Below are 15,501 nucleotides of genomic sequence, written 5' to 3' on the forward strand. Positions count from 1 at the left end.
AACAACGGAATGCAGAGGAATATGCTATAATGGCGTACATCGAAATTTTTCCTAAATCCGCTGAAGCCCAGAAACAGTTGACCGATCGCTGCGCTTCAGTGATGGATATTCTTTATCAGGCGACAAAGGAGGTTCTCAACGTTCCTGATCACGATATCATCGTCGAGCTAAATCAGTGTACAGCAATAGCATTTAATTCCTTGGCAGTGCACGCGGCTGCCGTCCCAGATGTCGTAATAAAGATTTCAACTAGCGATCATGATTTTCAACCAAAGTTCCAATCTCTGTGTGATCATGTCGTGAGCAATTGGAACGCACAATTCGGAAGTGCGCTCAAGTTGGAAATCTGGATAAATTTGATTAATACGTGGAGTTGCAATATAGACTTCAACTAAGAAGAAGCAACGATCCGTGTGCGATATAGCCGGATCCGAACCTAATTGACCCTCATTACGCCCACTCCCTAAGGGCGGTCTGGATGAAAATGGCCTGCACGGGGTGGTCGTCAAAGACAGCCGGCGAGCTTCGCACGCTGCCGAATGAGCGCCTCGACGATATCGATCGTCGGGGTCGCCCGACCGGTGAGACGGCCTAGCTCCTGGACGGCCGACACCAGAGCATCGACCTCCATCGGCCGGCCCAGTTCCAAATCCTGCAGCATTGATGTCTTGTGCGCGCCGACCGCGGCCGCGCCGGCAATGCGTCGATCGACATCGACGCCGAAACTTGCCCCCAAAGCCTCGCCGATCGTTTGAGCTTCGACCATCATTGCGCGAATGATCGCCCGCGTGCCTGGATCGGCGCAGATTTCATCGAGCTTTCCGCCGGTCAGGGCGGAAACTGGATTGAGCGAGAGATTGCCCCACAGCTTCACCCAGATCTCATTGCGGATTTGCGGGCGAATAGGCGCCCTGAAACCCGCCGAGACGAGGAGCGCAGCCAGTTTGGCGATGCGTTCGGTCTTCTCGCCTGAAGGTTCGCCGATCGGCAGCCGATCGCCTTCGATGTGGCGGATGATGCCGGGGGCCTCGATTTCTGCGGCCGGATGCACGACACAGCCGATCACACGCTGAGGCCCAATCGTGCCCCACAGCAGCCCCTTCGGATCGACGGCCTCGATACGGCGCCCCTCATGCACGCCGCCATGCTTATGAAAATACCACCAGGGAACGCCATTCTGCGCCGTGACGACCGCCGTTTCAGGCCCCAGAAGCGGCTTCAGGCTTTCAAGGATGCCTGGAAGCGAATGAGCCTTGAGCGCCAGGAATACGAAATCTTGCGGCCCGAGATCTGCCGGCTGATCCGTCGCGCGCACCGTGACGGTGGTCTCACCCTCTTCAGACTTCAGTGTCAAACCCTTCTCGCGCATGATGGCAAGGTGCGCACCCCTGGCAACGAGGCTCACTTCGGCGCCGTCTTGCGCGGCGAGCCTGGCGCCGACGAGACCTCCGATCGCTCCCGCGCCGAAGACGCAGATCCGCATCAGCCGATCCCCCGTTGCACCGCCGAACCTTGCATCAGCATCCCATCCAGCTCTCGCGGCCGGACTGTCGGCATGGAGGGGCCAGTGTCGACGACCTAGTAGCCAAGGGCGCAACCATCCATACGCGCATCAGAACCCCCGATAAGCACCCCTTCGGACCAGTCGATCTTTATCATTTGTCCGCCGCCGAGCGGTTCGGCTGGCTGGACCACCCGGTGGCCGAGCTTTCTTAGCCCCTCGACTGTATTGACCGGAACGCCACGCTCGACCTCAGTGTCACCCAGCGAATAGAAGACGCGAGGCTGGTCGATCGCCTCCTGCGGATCGAGTCCGAAATCGACGATGCCCGTCAGTACGTGCGTATGTCCGAATGGCTGATAGTCGCCCCCCATGACCCCATAGCAAAGGAATGGCCGACCATCCTTCAAGGCGAGCCCGGGCATGATGGTGTGGAGGGGGCGCTTGCCCGGCCCTATCGCATTTGGGTGAGCCGGATCGAGCGAAAAGCCCATGCCGCGATTTTGAAGCGTGATGCCATAGGTCGGCGAGACTCGGGTTGAGCCAAAGCCCCAATAGACCGAATTGATGAAGCTGACGCAGTTGCGATCGCGGTCGACGACCGTCAGGTAAACAGTATCCGATTTGCGCATGAGCGGCGGCGGCAGATGGTCTGCCACACGGTCGCGACGGATTTCATTGCGCAGGCGTGCGGCATAGTCCTTGGCCAGGAGTTCATTCACTGGAACGGCTGCATGGCGGGTGTCGCAGATGAACGCATCACGATCCCTGTAGGCCAGCCTGCCGGCTTCGATTTCAAGATGGAAACGCTCAGCGCCCAAAGGCTCGAGCGCCGCGAGATCAAAACCCTCGAGGATGTTGAGCATGAGGAGCGCGGTGATGCCCTGGTTGTTGGGCGGGATCTGGCATACCTCCATGCCACGGTAGTTCGTACGCAGGGGCTCGACGTATTCGCCTGCGGCGATCTCGAAATCTTCAAGCGTGTGATGGCCACCCAGGCTGCGCAGATAGCTCACGATATCCTCAGCCACAGACCCTTTGTAGAATCCATCTCTCCCTTTGGCGGCGATCAAGCTGAGCGCGTCAGCCAGGCCGGGGTTGCGAAATATCTCACCGGCCCGAGTGGCCCGGCCACGCGGAAGGAAAACGCGGGTTGCATTGGGGTCGCGCCGCAACCGCGCTTCATCCACAGCCCAATCTTGCGCCACCCGAGGGTGAACCGGAAATCCATCCCGAGCAAAGGCAATTGCCGGTGCAAGAAGCTCGCCGATCTCCTTGCGTCCATGATCCGCCACAAGCCGGGTCCACGCATCAATAGCGCCCGGGATGGTGACGGCATGCGGGCTCGAATCTTCAAGTTGGCCATGGCCAACGGCAAGCCCGTCAGTTGGAAGCCTGGAAGGTGCGCGCCCAGATCCATTATAGGCGACGATCTCATCGGTGCCGTTCTTGGCCATGATGACAAAGCAGTCGCCGCCGATTCCGGTTTGCTGCGGTTCCACGACCGCAAGCACCGCGGCCGCGGCAACGGCCGCATCGATTGCCGCGCCTCCTCTCTGCAGCACCTCAATGGCCACTCGCGCCGCATGCGGGTTGTGGGTGGCCGCCATGCCGTTCGTGGCCATTGCCGGAGAGCGGCCAGGTAGTTGGAAGTCGCGCACAGTGTTCTCCTATTGGCAACGCGCAGAATGAAAACGGCGGGCCTCAAGCTGAGTCACCATTCCCATTGCTTGTCAGTTACGATTGCAAAATGTCGCGCCGGCCCCGGGCCTGGCATCCTATCGGGCTCGCATTCGCTTCCCTCAAGCGAGTGGGCATCGCTCGGAACAATGCTGGCGCGTGATTGTAGTTGATCATAGCTATGCCAGCCCAAGTTTCGCCGCGAGGCCAATGCGCTGCATCTTGCCCGTGGCGCCCTTCGGGATTTCCGGCACAAAGACCACACGTCGTGGAACCTTGAAGTCGGCAAGACGACCTGCCACGAACTCGCGAATATCGCGCTCGCCCGCCTGGGCCCCCTCCCTCAGGACAATGACCGCGGCAACTTCCTCACCAAGCTTGTTATGCGGAATGGCGAAGGTGAGAGCCTGGTGAACCGCCGGGTGGGCCATCAGGACTTCGTCGACCTCAAGCGGAGCGATTTTCTCGCCACCGCGGTTTATGATCTCTTTGAGCCGGCCGGTAAGGCGAAGAAAACCGTCATCGTCCATCACACCCTGATCACCGGTGCGAAACCAGCCGTGAGCAAATGCCTCGGCATTCGCTTTCGGGTTGTTCTCGTAACCACGCGTGACGTTTACCCCGCGTGTGACGATTTCTCCTTCCTGACCCTGAGGAAGCAATCTTCCGTCTTCGGACATGATCGCAACCTCGGGTCCCGCGGCGAGGCCGACACTTCCTGGCTTGCGCTGGCCTGGCGGCAACTGATTGGACGTCATCTGATGGGCGTTCTCAGTCATCGAGTATGCTTCGATCACCGGACACCCAAAAACCCGTTCCATTTCGGCGAAGACGGGCGCTGGCAAAGATGCCGAGCTTGAACGGATGAACCGCAAAGGGTTGGCGGAAATAATCTCCGCATTGCCACTGCTGCGCGCCAGGATCGCCTGGTGCATCGTCGGCACGGCCGTATACCAGGTCGGTCTAGCCTCGTTCATCCAGCCGAAGAACTTCAGGGCGTTGAATCCGGGCGTGCAGAAGATACTGCCGCCAGCTGACAGGCTTGCCAGCACGGCCGCGACCAGACCGTGAATATGAAAGAGCGGCATGATGTTAAGGCAACGGTCCGACGGCTCGAGCTTGAGCGTCCGTACGATATTTGCCGCTGAAGTCAGCAGGTTCGTATGACTGAGCGGCACTATCTTGGGTCTGGAGGTCGTACCAGAAGTATGCAGGACCAGAGCGACATCCTCAGGCTCAGCCGGTCCAGGCGTGGTGGCCGCCGCCGACGCGCCCGAGAGATCGAAGAGCCCCGCTGGACCTTCCGTTCGCGCATGCAGGTGGATTATCGGTATCCCGACACGCGCAGCCGCAGCAAGCGCCGGACTGTTGCTATCGGCTGCGACGAGAAGCGCCTTCGCCTTGAGATCGTCCAGATAAAAGACAAACTCGTCTTCGCGGTAGGCTGGATTGAGTGGAGCGGTGGTACAGGCGGTTGCGCAGGCGAGAAAGGCGGCGACCATCTCGGGGCCGTTGTCGAGAACAATGGCGAGTTTGTCACCCCTCCCAATGCCAAGATTGTTGAGAGATATGACCGTCCGGTCGACAAAAGCCAGCAGTTCTCCCAAGGGGACATCCGGGCGAGCTGGAGCTCCAATTGCTCGAGCCTCCAAGGGCCCGGTACTTAGAATATCGCGGATCGTATTCATGCTTACCGCTCTTGGTCTCACTTGCTAATGACCCGAGACAGAAATGCCACGGTCCTCTCATGTGTCGGCGCGGTGAAGAATTGCTCCGGAGGAGCGTCCTCTATTATCCGGCCGCCATGCATCATGATTACGCGGTTTGCCACCTCGCGCGCGAAGCCCATCTCGTGGCTCACCACAATCATGGTCATGCCCTCGCGGGCGAGTTCCTTCATGACGTCCAGCACTTCGCCAATCATCTCAGGGTCGAGCGCACTGGTCGGCTCGTCGAACAGCATGAGCGCAGGACGCATGGCCAGAGCACGGGCAATGGCCACACGCTGCTGCTGACCACCAGAGAGTTGCGCGGGATAGGTATTCTCTTTATCGGCCAGGCCCACGCGAGCGAGCAGCGTGCGGCCGGTTCGGAGCGCTTCCTCACGCGGAATCTTGCGCACGTGAATCGGCGCTTCGATGATGTTTTCGAGAGCCGTCAGGTGCGGAAATAGATTAAACAGCTGGAAGACCATTCCAATCTCGCAGCGCTGGCGGGCAATGTTCCGCTCGCTGTCTTCCACAAGTTGGCCGTCGCGTTCGCGGTAGCCGATCAAATGGCCGTTGACCTCAATCCGACCTTTCTGGATCCTCTCGAGATGATTGATGCAGCGTATGAACGTGGTCTTGCCCGACCCCGACGCACCAACGATGACGACCACCTCTCCCTTGCGAACGATAAGATCGATTCCCTTGAGGACCTGAAGGTCACCGAAGCGCTTTTCCACGCCGCGCGCGGTGACAACCGCAGGCTCATCCGCCCGATCACCACTCATCGCCGCTCTCCAGTCTGGCCAAATCCGAACAGGCGCCGGTACCCCTTTGAGCCGAGTTTGCGGGAAGCTGCCGCAGCAGGATCGCCATACCGCGACTCGAGCCGCTGCTGTACGAAGCCCCAGAGCGTTGTGAGCGTCAGGTAGTAGCAGGCGACCACCATATACAGCTCAAAAACACGAAAGGTTACGGACGTAACCATCTGCGTTGCGAGCAGAAGTTCGGGAACGCCAATCACGCTCAGCAGTGTCGTGTTTTTCAGCATGCTATTAAACTCGTTGCCAAGCGGCGGCACAACCACGCGTGCCGCTTGCGGCAGTATGATGCGCCGCATGTAGAGGCCATATGTCATTCCCAGGGACTTTGACGCTTCCGTCTGGCCTATGGCGACGGAATTGATCCCCGCCCGAATGATCTCCGCCATGTAGGCCGCTTCGTTCAGCGTCAACGCAAGAATTCCTGCCTGCATATTGCCGGGAAGGACGGCGAAACCGAGATTGATATCCTCGAAACGGAAAATGTTCGCGGCCGCCAACCCGGTGTAAATGAAGACGATCTGCACCAACAATGGCGTGCCGCGAAAACCCCACACGAAGATTCGCGCGGGCACTTGCAGTATGTGATGCTTCGAGATCCGGGCCAAGGCTATGAAAAGCCCGAGAAGGGTTCCGAAGCCTTGGGAGATCACGCTGATGCTCAAGGTCAGCCAGAGACCGTGCAAATAGACCGAACTTGGCCGGAACAGGTATTCCCAAAAAACGCCCCATTCGAAATTCATGGGGACCGCCTATTCGATGGCGTCTCCTTCGAGCCCCCACTTCGCGAGTAACTTCTTGTAGGTGCCGTCGGCCCTCATCGAATCGAAGGCCTTCTGAACGGCATCATGCATCTCGGCCTCACCTTTGCGGGTGGCGATCCCGGTCTTGATCTTGGCGAACGGCTCACCGCCTATGTCGAAAATATGGCCCGCCTTCTGTAGGAAAAAAGCAGCTGTTTCGAGGGTGGTTCCGTATGCATCGACCTGACCAATTTGCAGCGCCTGGCGGGCATCGGAATCCTTCGGGAAGACCGTGACCGTTACTTCAGGTTTTCCAGCTTCCTTGAATTTCTTGTTCTGTTCATCCAGCAGGCTCTGGATCGTCGTGCCATTGTCCACCGCGGCCTTGAGGCCGGAAAGATCCTCAAGCCCTTTGACATTCTTCGGGTTTCCCTTCGCCACCAAGAGCGACTGGCTCGAATACATGTAGTTCGTGAAATCCACGACTTCGCGGCGCTGCGGTTTGTCGAAAAGCTGCGACAGAATGGCATCGCACTGCTTGGCCAGGAGAGCCGGAATGATGGCACTGAACGCAGTTTCCTTCCACTCGACCTTCACCCCCATCCGCTTCCCGATCTCGGTGCCGATATCGACATCCATGCCACCTAGAACCTGATTTTCGTCATAGAAGCCGAGCGGCGGATTTCCGAATTCCGCGCAATACGTGATCTTGCCTGCCTTTGCGATATCTGCCGGCGGCGTCACTTCCGATGCATGGGCAAGGCCAACCGCAAAGACGAGCGCGATGGCACAACCGGCAGTTTTGGAAACACGAGACATTTGACAACCTTCCCCTTAATTTATCGGCCCAACAATTTGGACCATTGCGTATTGGTCTATATCCCGATAGTGTTCTGTTATGATTTTTGTTATCTATTCCCCAACGTATGGGCCCTGTCAACTCATTGGGTACCGGCCCACCAAAATAAACCAATATGGAATGGTCTAAAATGAAGAGAGCCGACTACGCTCACCAGAAGCTTGACGAAATGCTGCGGGAAAATCGCTTCCAGCCGCAGAGTCGGCTGCCGCCGGAACGAGATCTGGCCCGTCAGCTCGCCGTCAGTCGTATGGGACTGCGAGTGGCGCTTGACCGGCTCGAGGCGGAAGGACGAATTTGGCGTCATGTCGGTCAAGGTACTTTTGTTGGTCCGCGTCCCGAAAAAGCACCAAAACAACTGTCGTTCGTTACCGCAAACACGAGCCCGGCCGAGGCGCTGGAGGCACGACTGGCAATCGAACCTCAGATTGCCCGAATGGCGGCTCTGCGCGCGAGCGAACTTCAGATCTCTGATATGTTCGGACTTGTTCAGAAGGGAAGGGCCTCTGGAGACCCCGCTGCGTGGGAGTCCTGGGACGGACAGTTTCACCGGGCGCTGTGTCTGGTCACAGGCAATCGGCTCCTGCTTTCCATCTTCGACAGCTTCAACGCTATAAGACGGCAAAGGACATGGAGCCAGCTTCGTCAGGCGGTACTCACGCCGGAGCGACGGGAGCATTACGCGCAGCAGCACAGGAATATTCTGGATGCGATCACTGCGCGCGACCCCATGCAAGCCGAACTCGCCATGCGCTCGCATATTGAAGACGTCGCACGCAGCCTGCTCGACCCCCGCAGGTAAGCGAATAAGCAGGTTCACACCTGCATCCCCTGGTGCGCCGCGGACGCGCATCGATAGATATCCTCGAGGGGTGATATACGAAGTGGTGTTGGGCAAGGCGTCAAACGCTGACGTCTTTCACTGCTAGACTTCAGCCGTTGCAGCTGGCGTAAATGCCAACTTTCGCCAATTCCGATCGCGCGGGAATGGGCGGCACGGCCAACCATTTGCCCGACAGTCAGGCCTGGCAGGTCATATAGTAAACCAGCGCGACAAGTGGCGCTGTACGGCTGGTGACGCGGAAGCCGCTGCTTGGCGAACCTGTTGGCGAACCTCGTGGCGAATCTGTCAATAAGTCATTGATAAATAACGATAATGGTGGGCCCGGAGGGACTCGAACCCCCAACCAAGCGGTTATGAGCCGCCGGCTCTAACCATTGAGCTACAGGCCCCACGAGCGCTGGATTAGTGTTTTTCCTTGCGCCGCACAAGGCTTTCCGGACGGGCTGGCCGAGATCGCCCAAATCAGCCCATATTCGCATCCTAGTCGACAGGCGCGACTGGATCGCAGACTGAGGAGATTTTCATGACCAGACATCTTTTGCCGCTCGCCCTTGCCGCCGCGATCGCTTTTCCGGCGATTGCCACCGCTGCCGATTCGTTTCCCCCGCCCCGCATCATCGTGTCGGGTGAAGGCCAGTCGACCGTGGCGCCCGACCTGGCGCTGCTGACGCTCAGCGTCATGCGTGAGGCCAAGACCGCGCGCGCGGCACTCGACGCCAACAACGACGCTATGGCCGCCGTGATCGCGGCGATGAAATCGGCAGGCATCAAGGACCGCGACCTGCAGACCGCCGGCATCCAGATCAACCCTCGCTACAACTACACCAACAAGCCCGACGGCAGCCAGGAAGCCGAGTTGGTCGCCTACCAGGTGACCAACACGCTGTCCGTGCGCATCCGCGACATCGACAAGACAGGCGAGATTCTCGACAAGGCGGTATCGCTCGGCGTCAACCAGGGCGGCGGCATCTCGTTCTCCAATGAGGACCCGAAGGCAGCCGTCACCGAGGCCCGCAAGAAGGCCGTTGCCGACGCCATGGCCAAGGCCAAGACGCTGGCCGAGGCTGCCGGCGTTAGCATCGGCCGGGTGCTGGAAATCACCGACCAGAACATCGCGCCGGCGCCGATGCCGATCAACGCCAAGGCCTTCGATGCGGCGGGTGCTGCGGTTCCGGTGCAGGCTGGCGAGAATGCCTACGCCGTGCAGGTCACCGTCACCTTTGAGCTCAAGTAACAGGCGGCCGCCGGCCCGGTGCGGCCGGCTGATCGGCTGAGCTGGTCGCCAATGGTTTGCAGACATGAAAAACCCCGGAGGACTTGGTCCTCCGGGGTTTTTTTCGAGCCGCACCCTTCCGCTGAGGGAAAGGGGCTCCTGGCTGACCCTCGAAGAAGGTCGCCGCTACCGATCTTCGCTTAGCGATAAATAACCGGGCAACCGCGCTCATTGGCGAACACGACCACCACGCGATCGCCATACTGGCGGCCGGCGACTTTTACCACGCGGCGGTTGATGTCGACGAGGCGGACGCGGTGCAGGCCCATGCGCTCGGCCTTGTCGAGGGCGCGCTCCGGCGAACAGCGGCGCCAATTGCGCTCGCGGCGAAAGCCGTCATCGTCGTCGCCGGTATAGACGCCGACGCGGCGGTCGTGGTTGTTGCCGAATCCGAGATAGATCGAGTCCGCATGGGCGGGGACTGCGGCAAGCGTGCCGAGGGCTACGAGACCCGAAAGGGCTGCGGTTTTGATCGTGTTGAACATTGTCTTCTCTCCTTGTTGAGGGCTGGCGCCCGACTTCGTGGAACCGATGGGGGGAGAATGCGCCTTGCAGTCTGAACTCTTTGCGAACCGGCCGTTCATTCTCGGTTAATCTGCCGGACAGGTCGCAAGCAACCGCCCCTTCCGCCACTGCAAACGATCCGGACCGTCAAAAACGTCCGATGGCCCAGAACGGCTGGCGGCCCTGTCTGTTCCAAACCTTCAAGGCTCGTCGTCGAGCATATAGTCGAAATAGTCGTCCGGCTCGGCCAGGTCGGTCTCGCTGGCGCGGACCCGGCCGCGGATGGAAATGCCGGCCTCATGCACGGTCTCGGCACTTCCCGACACCAGCCTGTGCCACCAGTAGAGATCGTGTCCCTCGGCAACCAGCCGGTAGGCGCAGGTTTTCGGCAGCCAGCTGATCGTGCGCACATTCTGCGGCGTCAGCCCGACGCAGTCCGGCACCCGCGACAGCCGGTTGGCATAGTCCGAACAGCGGCAGGTCTGCCCATCGAACAGCCGGCAGCCGACCGATGTCCAGTAGATCTCGCCGGTGTCCTCGTCCTCGAGTTTCGACAGGCAGCATTTGCCGCATCCGTCGCAGAGCGATTCCCACTCGGTGGGCGTCATCGCTTCCAGCGTCTTGGTTTTCCAGAACGGGGTGTCCATTATGGGCTGAGATGTGGCCTCCGCTCGCGGCAAGGTCAAGCGGTTCCGCTGCCGCAAATTGCCGCCGCACCATACGAAAAACATGAAGTTGCCTTCAAAAGGCCGGTCAATCGTCCTTGGTTGCGGGTAATGCCTGCAAACCGGAACCAATCCGGTCATGGACAGTTTGGGCAGGGATGGGACCCCATAAGGAGAATTTCTGATGAAACGCCAACCACGGATTCTGGCAGGCACGGCTATTTGCCTGTTGATGGCATCCGCGCCGTTGGGCGCGTTCCCGCTTCAGGGAAGTGCCGTGTTCGGCCCCTTGCAGCACAATGGCACACCGCTGATCCTGGCCCAGGACGACCCTGCTGCAGATGGTCAGCAGACCGACCAGGAACTGCCACGCAAGAAGAAGCACAAGCAGGCCGAACAGGCGCCGGTAGAGCAGCAGGCCGCACCGGCGGCCGAGCAACCCGCGCCAGCCGTCGAGGAACAGCAGCCCCGCAAGAAGAAGCACGAACAGCAGCAGACCGAGCAGGCTCCCGCTGAACAGGCCGCCCCGGTTGAAGAGCAGCAGCCGCGCAGGAAAAAGCGCAATCAACAGCAGCAGATCGAGGCAGCGCCGGCGGAGCAGGCAGCTCCTGCTGCAGAGCAGGCAGCACCCGCGGTTGATGAACAGCAGCCCAAGCCGCGCAAGAAGAAGCGTGACCAGCAGCAGCAGATCGAGGCTGCACCAGCGGATCAACCGGCCGAACAGGCCGCGCCCGCAACCGAAGAACAGCCGCTGAAGCCGCGCAAAAAGAAGCGCGACCAGCAGCAGCAGATCGAAGCGGCGCCGGCCGAACAGCCAGCCCAGCAGCCGGTTGAGCAAGTGGCGCCCACCGAAGAGGCGGCGCCGGCAAACGACAACAGTCCGGGCAAGAAAAAGCACAAGCAGGACCAGCAGCAGATCGAGGCGGCACCCGCCGAACAGGCGCCAGCCACCAAGGTTGCCCCTGCCGGAGAACCCGTGCCGCAGGCCGAACCGCTCCAGCCGCCGGCCGAGCAGCAGGCAGCCCCCGCCGAGGGCGAACAACCCAAGAAGCACGGCAAGAAACCTGTCGGCGAGCAGCCGGTAACGGGCGAACAGCAGCCTGCAGCCGGTGAACAGCAGCCCGCGACGGGTGAGCAACAACCCGCCAATGCCGAGCAGCCGGCGCAGGGCGAAAAGCCGGCACAGGGCGAAGCCATAGCCAATCCTGACGAAGCCCCCATTCTGGACAGTCAGAAGGATGCCAAGCGCAAGCACCGCAAGGACCAGGGCGGCCAGAACGCCGACGGCCAGAATGGCCAGAATGCGGCCGGCCAGACGGGCGAGCAGCCCGCGCAGGGCAGCACCGAAGCGCAGACCCCGAAGCCGGCTCCGGTCGATCAGGGACCGCCGCCCACCGACGACAAGGCGGCGCAACAGGAGATCAAGCCTGAAAAGATCGTTCCGGTGACGGAAGAAAAGGGCAAGCGCGTCGACCGCGCCCCCGATGAGAACATTCGCGATCGCCGCCGCCCGAAGGGTGTCGACGTGCTGAAGGAAATCGGCGACCGCGTGATCATCCAGTTCAACAACCAGACGATCGTTGAAAGCAATGACGGCCCGCGCATGAATCGTGGCGCCAAGGATGTCTATTACGAGGATCTGCCGCGCGGCCGTATCCGCGAGACCGTGGTACGCGCAAACGGCGTCCAGATCGTCACCATCCGCAACCGCAACGGCGACGTCATCCAGCGTTCGCGCATCACGCCCGATGGCCGCGAATATGTGCTGAGCTATGTCGACGAGCGCAGCTATGACGACGATACCGACTGGCGCGATCCCGGCGACGACCTGCCGCCGATGCGGCTGACCATCCCGCGGCGGGAGTACATCCTCGATTCCGAGGATGTCGAGAGCGATGACGATTACTACGACTTCCTCGAGCAGCCGCCGGTGGAAAAGGTCCAACGCCTCTACTCGGTCGACGAGGTCAAGCGTTCGGCCCGCGTGCGCGACATTGCCCGTCGTGTCGACCTCGACACGCTGAACTTCGAATTTGGCTCGGCTTCGGTCTCCGACACCGAGGTGCAGAAACTGGAAGGCGTCGCCAGCGCCATGGAGAAGCTGTTGAAGAAGAACCCGGCCGAAACCTTCCTCATCGAAGGCCATACCGATGCCGTCGGCACGCCGGAAGCGAACCTTGCTTTGTCCGACCGGCGCGCCGAGGCGGTTGCCGAAGCGTTGACCAATGCCTTCGGCATCCCGCCGGAAAACCTGACCACGCAGGGCTATGGCGAGGAGTATCTGAAGGTCAACACGTCAGCGCCCAACCGTGAGAACCGCCGCGTCGCAATCCGCCGCATCACCTCTCTGGTGGCGCCGGTGGCCAGCAACAATTGATCTGATTTTTCAGTAGCTTGAGTGGCTTTCTGGAATCAGATCGGCAAGAAGGACCCATCCCGGCAGACCGGGATGGGTGGACGTACGAACCACAAGCCCAGTCAACAAGAATTGTACAAGCATTAGAGCCGGCTCATTGAATCACGAGGCGGCAAACCCCAGATTCTGGGCTGGGCGTTCCCTGGCCCGTCCCGACTCCAGCGGGATGCATTGAACCCCGCCGGCCCTCCCGGCGGGGTTTTTTTGCTTTACAATTAGCCTTGCAAACCAGGGCTGGCTGGCCGAAATACCCCATTCGACCTCAGAAAGCTGACCGGAACCGCTGCATGAAACGTCTCGAACTTGCCATCGAATCGATCATTCTCGCCTCGCGCTGGCTGCTGGTCGTTTTCTATATCGGGCTGGCGCTGGCGCTGGCCGTCTATGCGCTGTCGTTCGGCAAGAAGCTCTACGAGTTCATCACCCTGGCCTTCACGCTCGGCGATACCGACACCATCCTGAAAATGCTCGGCCTCATCGATGCGGCCCTGGTCGCCTCGCTGGTGGTGATGGTCATCATCTCCGGCTACGAGAACTTCGTCAGCCGTTTCGACGAAAATGACGGCGAGGTGCATTGGCTGGGCACGATCGATGTCGGCTCGCTGAAGGTCAAGGTCGCCTCGACCATTGTCGCCATCTCATCGATCCACCTATTGCAGGTGTTCCTGAATTCGGCTTCCTACACGACCGAGCAGTTGATGTGGCTGACCATCATCCACCTCGCCTTCGTCCTCTCGGCATTCATGCTGGCCTATATCGACCGGCTGATGGGCCTGGCCAAGGGCAAGAAGTTCGAGGAATGAGCCCTTCTCCCCGTCTCTAAACGGGGGGTGCGACAGACGGACGGGAGGCAGCGCCGCGCGTGATATCAGCTAGTAGATGCTTTTGACGTTCGTCGTCGAATTCGCGAACACCTCGTCCGGCACGAAGAAATCGCCCGCCAGCGGCCCGGTCGCACCCGGCGCGTAGGGCGAGAAATCGTTGACCCCTTGGGCGCGCAGCACCTCTTCGTCGATGTAGAAATTACCCGTGGTCTCGCGCGATGGCCGCAGGAAGATGGCATGCGCGGCATCGGCCATGATGTCGGGCAAACGGCTCATAGCCGCCACCGTGGCGCCACCGAGCAGATTGCGCACGGCCGCCGTGTCGATGGTCGAGATCGGCCACAGCGAATTGACCGCGATGCCGTCCTTGGCGAACTCGGCGCTCATCCCCAGCGTGCACATCGACATGCCGAACTTGGCCATGGTGTAGGCGACGTGGTTCTTGAACCACTTTGCCTTCATGTCGAGCGGCGGCGCCAGATTCAGGATGTGAGGATTCGTAGCCAACTTCAGGTGCGGAATGCACATTTTGGAGACCAGGAAGGTGCCGCGCGTGTTGATCTGGTGCATCAGATCGTAGCGCTTCATGTCGGTCTCCAGCGTGCCGGTAAGCTGGATGGCGCTGGCATTGTTGACGCAGATGTCGATGCCGCCGAATTTTTCCACGGTTCTGGCGACGGCCTCGGCAACCTGCGCCTCCTCGCGGATGTCGCAAAGCACAGGCAGCGCCTTGCCGCCGGCCTGTTCGATCTCTTCGGCCGCCGAATAGATCGTGCCCGGCAGCTTCGGATGCGGCTCTGCGGTCTTGGCCGCGATCGTCACATTGGCGCCGTCACGCGCCGCCCTGAGCGCAATCGCCAGCCCGATGCCGCGCGACCCGCCGGAGATGAACAGCGTCTTTCCCTTGAGCGACATGTCGTGGCACCTCCCTTGCAACATCACTGGCGCGAACCTTTGCGCGGCGACCTTGCAGTGCGCAAGGCCCTAGCAGCCCTCAGGCGGGTTACGCAGCGTAGGCTCGAATGGAAAAGGAGGTCAGACCAGCACCAGGCCCTGCCGCATCGCTATCGCAATGGCGTCGGTGCGGTTGGCGGCACCAAGCTTGATCAGGATGGCGGCGACGTGGAACTTTGCCGTGTGCACGGAGATGTTCAGCCGCCGCGCGATCACCTTGTTGGGAGCGCCTTCGGCGAGCAGCGCCAGCACTTCGGCCTCGCGCGGCGACAGCGCCGGGCGGGCGGTATGCTCGTCGGAGAGATCTTCCTCGAACGGCTCACCATTGCCGGAATGAAAATCCCCATTGCGTCCGCCGTCGCCTGAGACCCGGTAGCCCGCGGCTGCCAGCCGCACCGCCGCGGCGATCAGCAGATCGTCCGCACCGGCGGGCATGATCGCAAAGACATCGCCGCCTGGCCGCTCGCCGCCCACGCGCCCCGACAGCAGCACCCGCGGTGTGGCAGCTGGCACGGCATCAGCGCTGCTGTCGTCAATAATGGCGACGTCGGCCGCACCGTCGCCGGCTGCGACAGGCAACAGGTCGTCGCTGGCCGCCAGCGCAGCAGCCAAGCGCTCAGCGCGAACAACGTCGCCAAGCGCGATCAGCACCACCAGCCGCCGCGAAGCGGGGCCGTCAGCCATGATCCGATCGTTGGCGAACGTGTCCAT

The 15,501-nt window shown here is 60.7% G+C and carries 16 protein-coding genes and 1 tRNA gene; 5 read left to right on the plus strand and 12 right to left on the minus strand.

The features are described from left to right. The first annotated feature begins 29 nt into the window (after positions 1-29). On the plus strand, positions 30-395 hold the full coding sequence (locus AC1DYC_RS12140; protein ID WP_477406570.1) for a hypothetical protein: 366 nt from the start codon (positions 30-32) through the stop codon (positions 393-395). A 110-nt stretch (positions 396-505) separates the two neighbouring features. Here AC1DYC_RS12140 and AC1DYC_RS12145 read toward each other — a convergent pair whose 3' ends face one another. From AC1DYC_RS12145 to AC1DYC_RS12170, 6 genes are all read right to left on the minus strand, one after another. Continuing rightward, complete coding sequence (locus AC1DYC_RS12145; protein WP_477406572.1) at positions 506-1,483, minus strand: 2-dehydropantoate 2-reductase; 978 nt, start codon at positions 1,481-1,483, stop codon at positions 506-508. A gap of 95 nt (positions 1,484-1,578) precedes the next feature. Beyond that, positions 1,579-3,162 carry a gamma-glutamyltransferase gene (gene ggt, locus AC1DYC_RS12150; protein ID WP_477406574.1) on the minus strand — a complete coding sequence of 528 codons (1,584 nt, stop codon included), beginning with the start codon at positions 3,160-3,162 and terminating at the stop codon, positions 1,579-1,581. 198 nt (positions 3,163-3,360) lie between these two features. After that, positions 3,361-4,869 (minus strand): acyl--CoA ligase, encoded by a 1,509-nt coding sequence (locus AC1DYC_RS12155; protein ID WP_477406576.1) that lies wholly within the window; start codon positions 4,867-4,869, stop codon positions 3,361-3,363. 17 nt (positions 4,870-4,886) lie between these two features. Next, positions 4,887-5,675, minus strand: coding sequence for an amino acid ABC transporter ATP-binding protein (locus AC1DYC_RS12160; RefSeq protein ID WP_477406578.1), 789 nt, complete (start codon positions 5,673-5,675; stop codon positions 4,887-4,889). Next, positions 5,672-6,451: an amino acid ABC transporter permease gene (locus AC1DYC_RS12165; RefSeq protein ID WP_477406580.1), complete on the minus strand. Its 780-nt coding sequence runs from the start codon at positions 6,449-6,451 to the stop codon at positions 5,672-5,674. The genes AC1DYC_RS12160 and AC1DYC_RS12165 overlap by 4 nt, the downstream gene beginning before the upstream one ends. Positions 6,452-6,460: 9 nt before the next feature. Then, positions 6,461-7,270 (minus strand): ABC transporter substrate-binding protein, encoded by an 810-nt coding sequence (locus tag AC1DYC_RS12170; protein WP_477406582.1) that lies wholly within the window; start codon positions 7,268-7,270, stop codon positions 6,461-6,463. A 170-nt stretch (positions 7,271-7,440) separates the two neighbouring features. On the opposite strand from AC1DYC_RS12170, the gene AC1DYC_RS12175 reads away from it, so the two are divergent. Further along, positions 7,441-8,112, plus strand: a complete 672-nt coding sequence (locus AC1DYC_RS12175) for a FadR/GntR family transcriptional regulator (protein ID WP_352583356.1) — start codon at positions 7,441-7,443, stop codon at positions 8,110-8,112. Between the two features lie 355 nt (positions 8,113-8,467). Here the strand turns inward: AC1DYC_RS12175 and AC1DYC_RS12180 are convergent. Further along, positions 8,468-8,543 (minus strand) — tRNA-Ile (locus AC1DYC_RS12180). 134 nt (positions 8,544-8,677) lie between these two features. Here AC1DYC_RS12180 and AC1DYC_RS12185 point away from each other — a divergent pair. Continuing rightward, a complete protein-coding gene (locus AC1DYC_RS12185) occupies positions 8,678-9,388 on the plus strand; it encodes an SIMPL domain-containing protein (RefSeq protein WP_477406584.1) in 711 nt (236 codons plus the stop codon). Positions 9,389-9,567: 179 nt separating this feature from the next. Here the strand turns inward: AC1DYC_RS12185 and AC1DYC_RS12190 are convergent, their stop codons facing one another. The 3 genes from AC1DYC_RS12190 to AC1DYC_RS12200 form a co-directional block, all read right to left on the minus strand. Continuing rightward, positions 9,568-9,912, minus strand: a complete 345-nt coding sequence (locus AC1DYC_RS12190; RefSeq protein WP_477306229.1) for a hypothetical protein — start codon at positions 9,910-9,912, stop codon at positions 9,568-9,570. A gap of 219 nt (positions 9,913-10,131) precedes the next feature. Beyond that, a complete protein-coding gene (locus tag AC1DYC_RS12195) occupies positions 10,132-10,578 on the minus strand; it encodes a YcgN family cysteine cluster protein (RefSeq protein WP_477406586.1) in 447 nt (148 codons plus the stop codon). 106 nt (positions 10,579-10,684) lie between these two features. Beyond that, positions 10,685-11,434 carry a hypothetical protein gene (locus AC1DYC_RS12200; protein WP_477406588.1) on the minus strand — a complete coding sequence of 250 codons (750 nt, stop codon included), beginning with the start codon at positions 11,432-11,434 and terminating at the stop codon, positions 10,685-10,687. Between AC1DYC_RS12200 and AC1DYC_RS12205 the strand changes: the two genes are divergently transcribed. Together AC1DYC_RS12205 and AC1DYC_RS12210 are read left to right on the plus strand one after the other, a co-directional pair. Further along, on the plus strand, positions 11,435-12,973 hold the full coding sequence (locus AC1DYC_RS12205) for an OmpA family protein (protein ID WP_477406590.1): 1,539 nt from the start codon (positions 11,435-11,437) through the stop codon (positions 12,971-12,973). A 326-nt stretch (positions 12,974-13,299) separates the two neighbouring features. After that, a complete protein-coding gene (locus AC1DYC_RS12210) occupies positions 13,300-13,815 on the plus strand; it encodes a TIGR00645 family protein (RefSeq protein WP_477406592.1) in 516 nt (171 codons plus the stop codon). 69 nt (positions 13,816-13,884) lie between these two features. Here AC1DYC_RS12210 and AC1DYC_RS12215 read toward each other — a convergent pair whose 3' ends face one another. Both AC1DYC_RS12215 and AC1DYC_RS12220 read right to left on the minus strand, forming a co-directional pair. Beyond that, positions 13,885-14,751: an SDR family oxidoreductase gene (locus AC1DYC_RS12215; RefSeq protein WP_477406594.1), complete on the minus strand. Its 867-nt coding sequence runs from the start codon at positions 14,749-14,751 to the stop codon at positions 13,885-13,887. Positions 14,752-14,871: 120 nt separating this feature from the next. Next, positions 14,872-15,501, minus strand: coding sequence for a response regulator transcription factor (locus AC1DYC_RS12220; RefSeq protein ID WP_477406596.1), 630 nt, complete (start codon positions 15,499-15,501; stop codon positions 14,872-14,874).

This window comes from Mesorhizobium sp. P2_E7 (assembly GCF_056403855.1).

Bases quoted from the DNA above. Each gene is read 5' to 3' on its own strand.
- AC1DYC_RS12160 (WP_477406578.1), bottom strand. From the start codon at position 5,675: ATGAGTGGTGATCGGGCGGATGAGCCTGCGGTTGTCACCGCGCGCGGC.
- AC1DYC_RS12215 (WP_477406594.1), bottom strand. From the start codon at position 14,751: ATGTCGCTCAAGGGAAAGACGCTGTTCATCTCCGGCGGGTCGCGCGGC.
- AC1DYC_RS12190 (WP_477306229.1), bottom strand. From the start codon at position 9,912: ATGTTCAACACGATCAAAACCGCAGCCCTTTCGGGTCTCGTAGCCCTC.
- AC1DYC_RS12185 (WP_477406584.1), top strand. From the start codon at position 8,678: ATGACCAGACATCTTTTGCCGCTCGCCCTTGCCGCCGCGATCGCTTTT.
- AC1DYC_RS12220 (WP_477406596.1), bottom strand. From the start codon at position 15,501: ATGGACACGTTCGCCAACGATCGGATCATGGCTGACGGCCCCGCTTCG.
- AC1DYC_RS12140 (WP_477406570.1), top strand. From the start codon at position 30: ATGGCGTACATCGAAATTTTTCCTAAATCCGCTGAAGCCCAGAAACAG.
- AC1DYC_RS12165 (WP_477406580.1), bottom strand. From the start codon at position 6,451: ATGAATTTCGAATGGGGCGTTTTTTGGGAATACCTGTTCCGGCCAAGT.
- AC1DYC_RS12175 (WP_352583356.1), top strand. From the start codon at position 7,441: ATGAAGAGAGCCGACTACGCTCACCAGAAGCTTGACGAAATGCTGCGG.
- AC1DYC_RS12145 (WP_477406572.1), bottom strand. From the start codon at position 1,483: ATGCGGATCTGCGTCTTCGGCGCGGGAGCGATCGGAGGTCTCGTCGGC.
- AC1DYC_RS12210 (WP_477406592.1), top strand. From the start codon at position 13,300: ATGAAACGTCTCGAACTTGCCATCGAATCGATCATTCTCGCCTCGCGC.
- AC1DYC_RS12155 (WP_477406576.1), bottom strand. From the start codon at position 4,869: ATGAATACGATCCGCGATATTCTAAGTACCGGGCCCTTGGAGGCTCGA.
- AC1DYC_RS12170 (WP_477406582.1), bottom strand. From the start codon at position 7,270: ATGTCTCGTGTTTCCAAAACTGCCGGTTGTGCCATCGCGCTCGTCTTT.
- AC1DYC_RS12195 (WP_477406586.1), bottom strand. From the start codon at position 10,578: ATGGACACCCCGTTCTGGAAAACCAAGACGCTGGAAGCGATGACGCCC.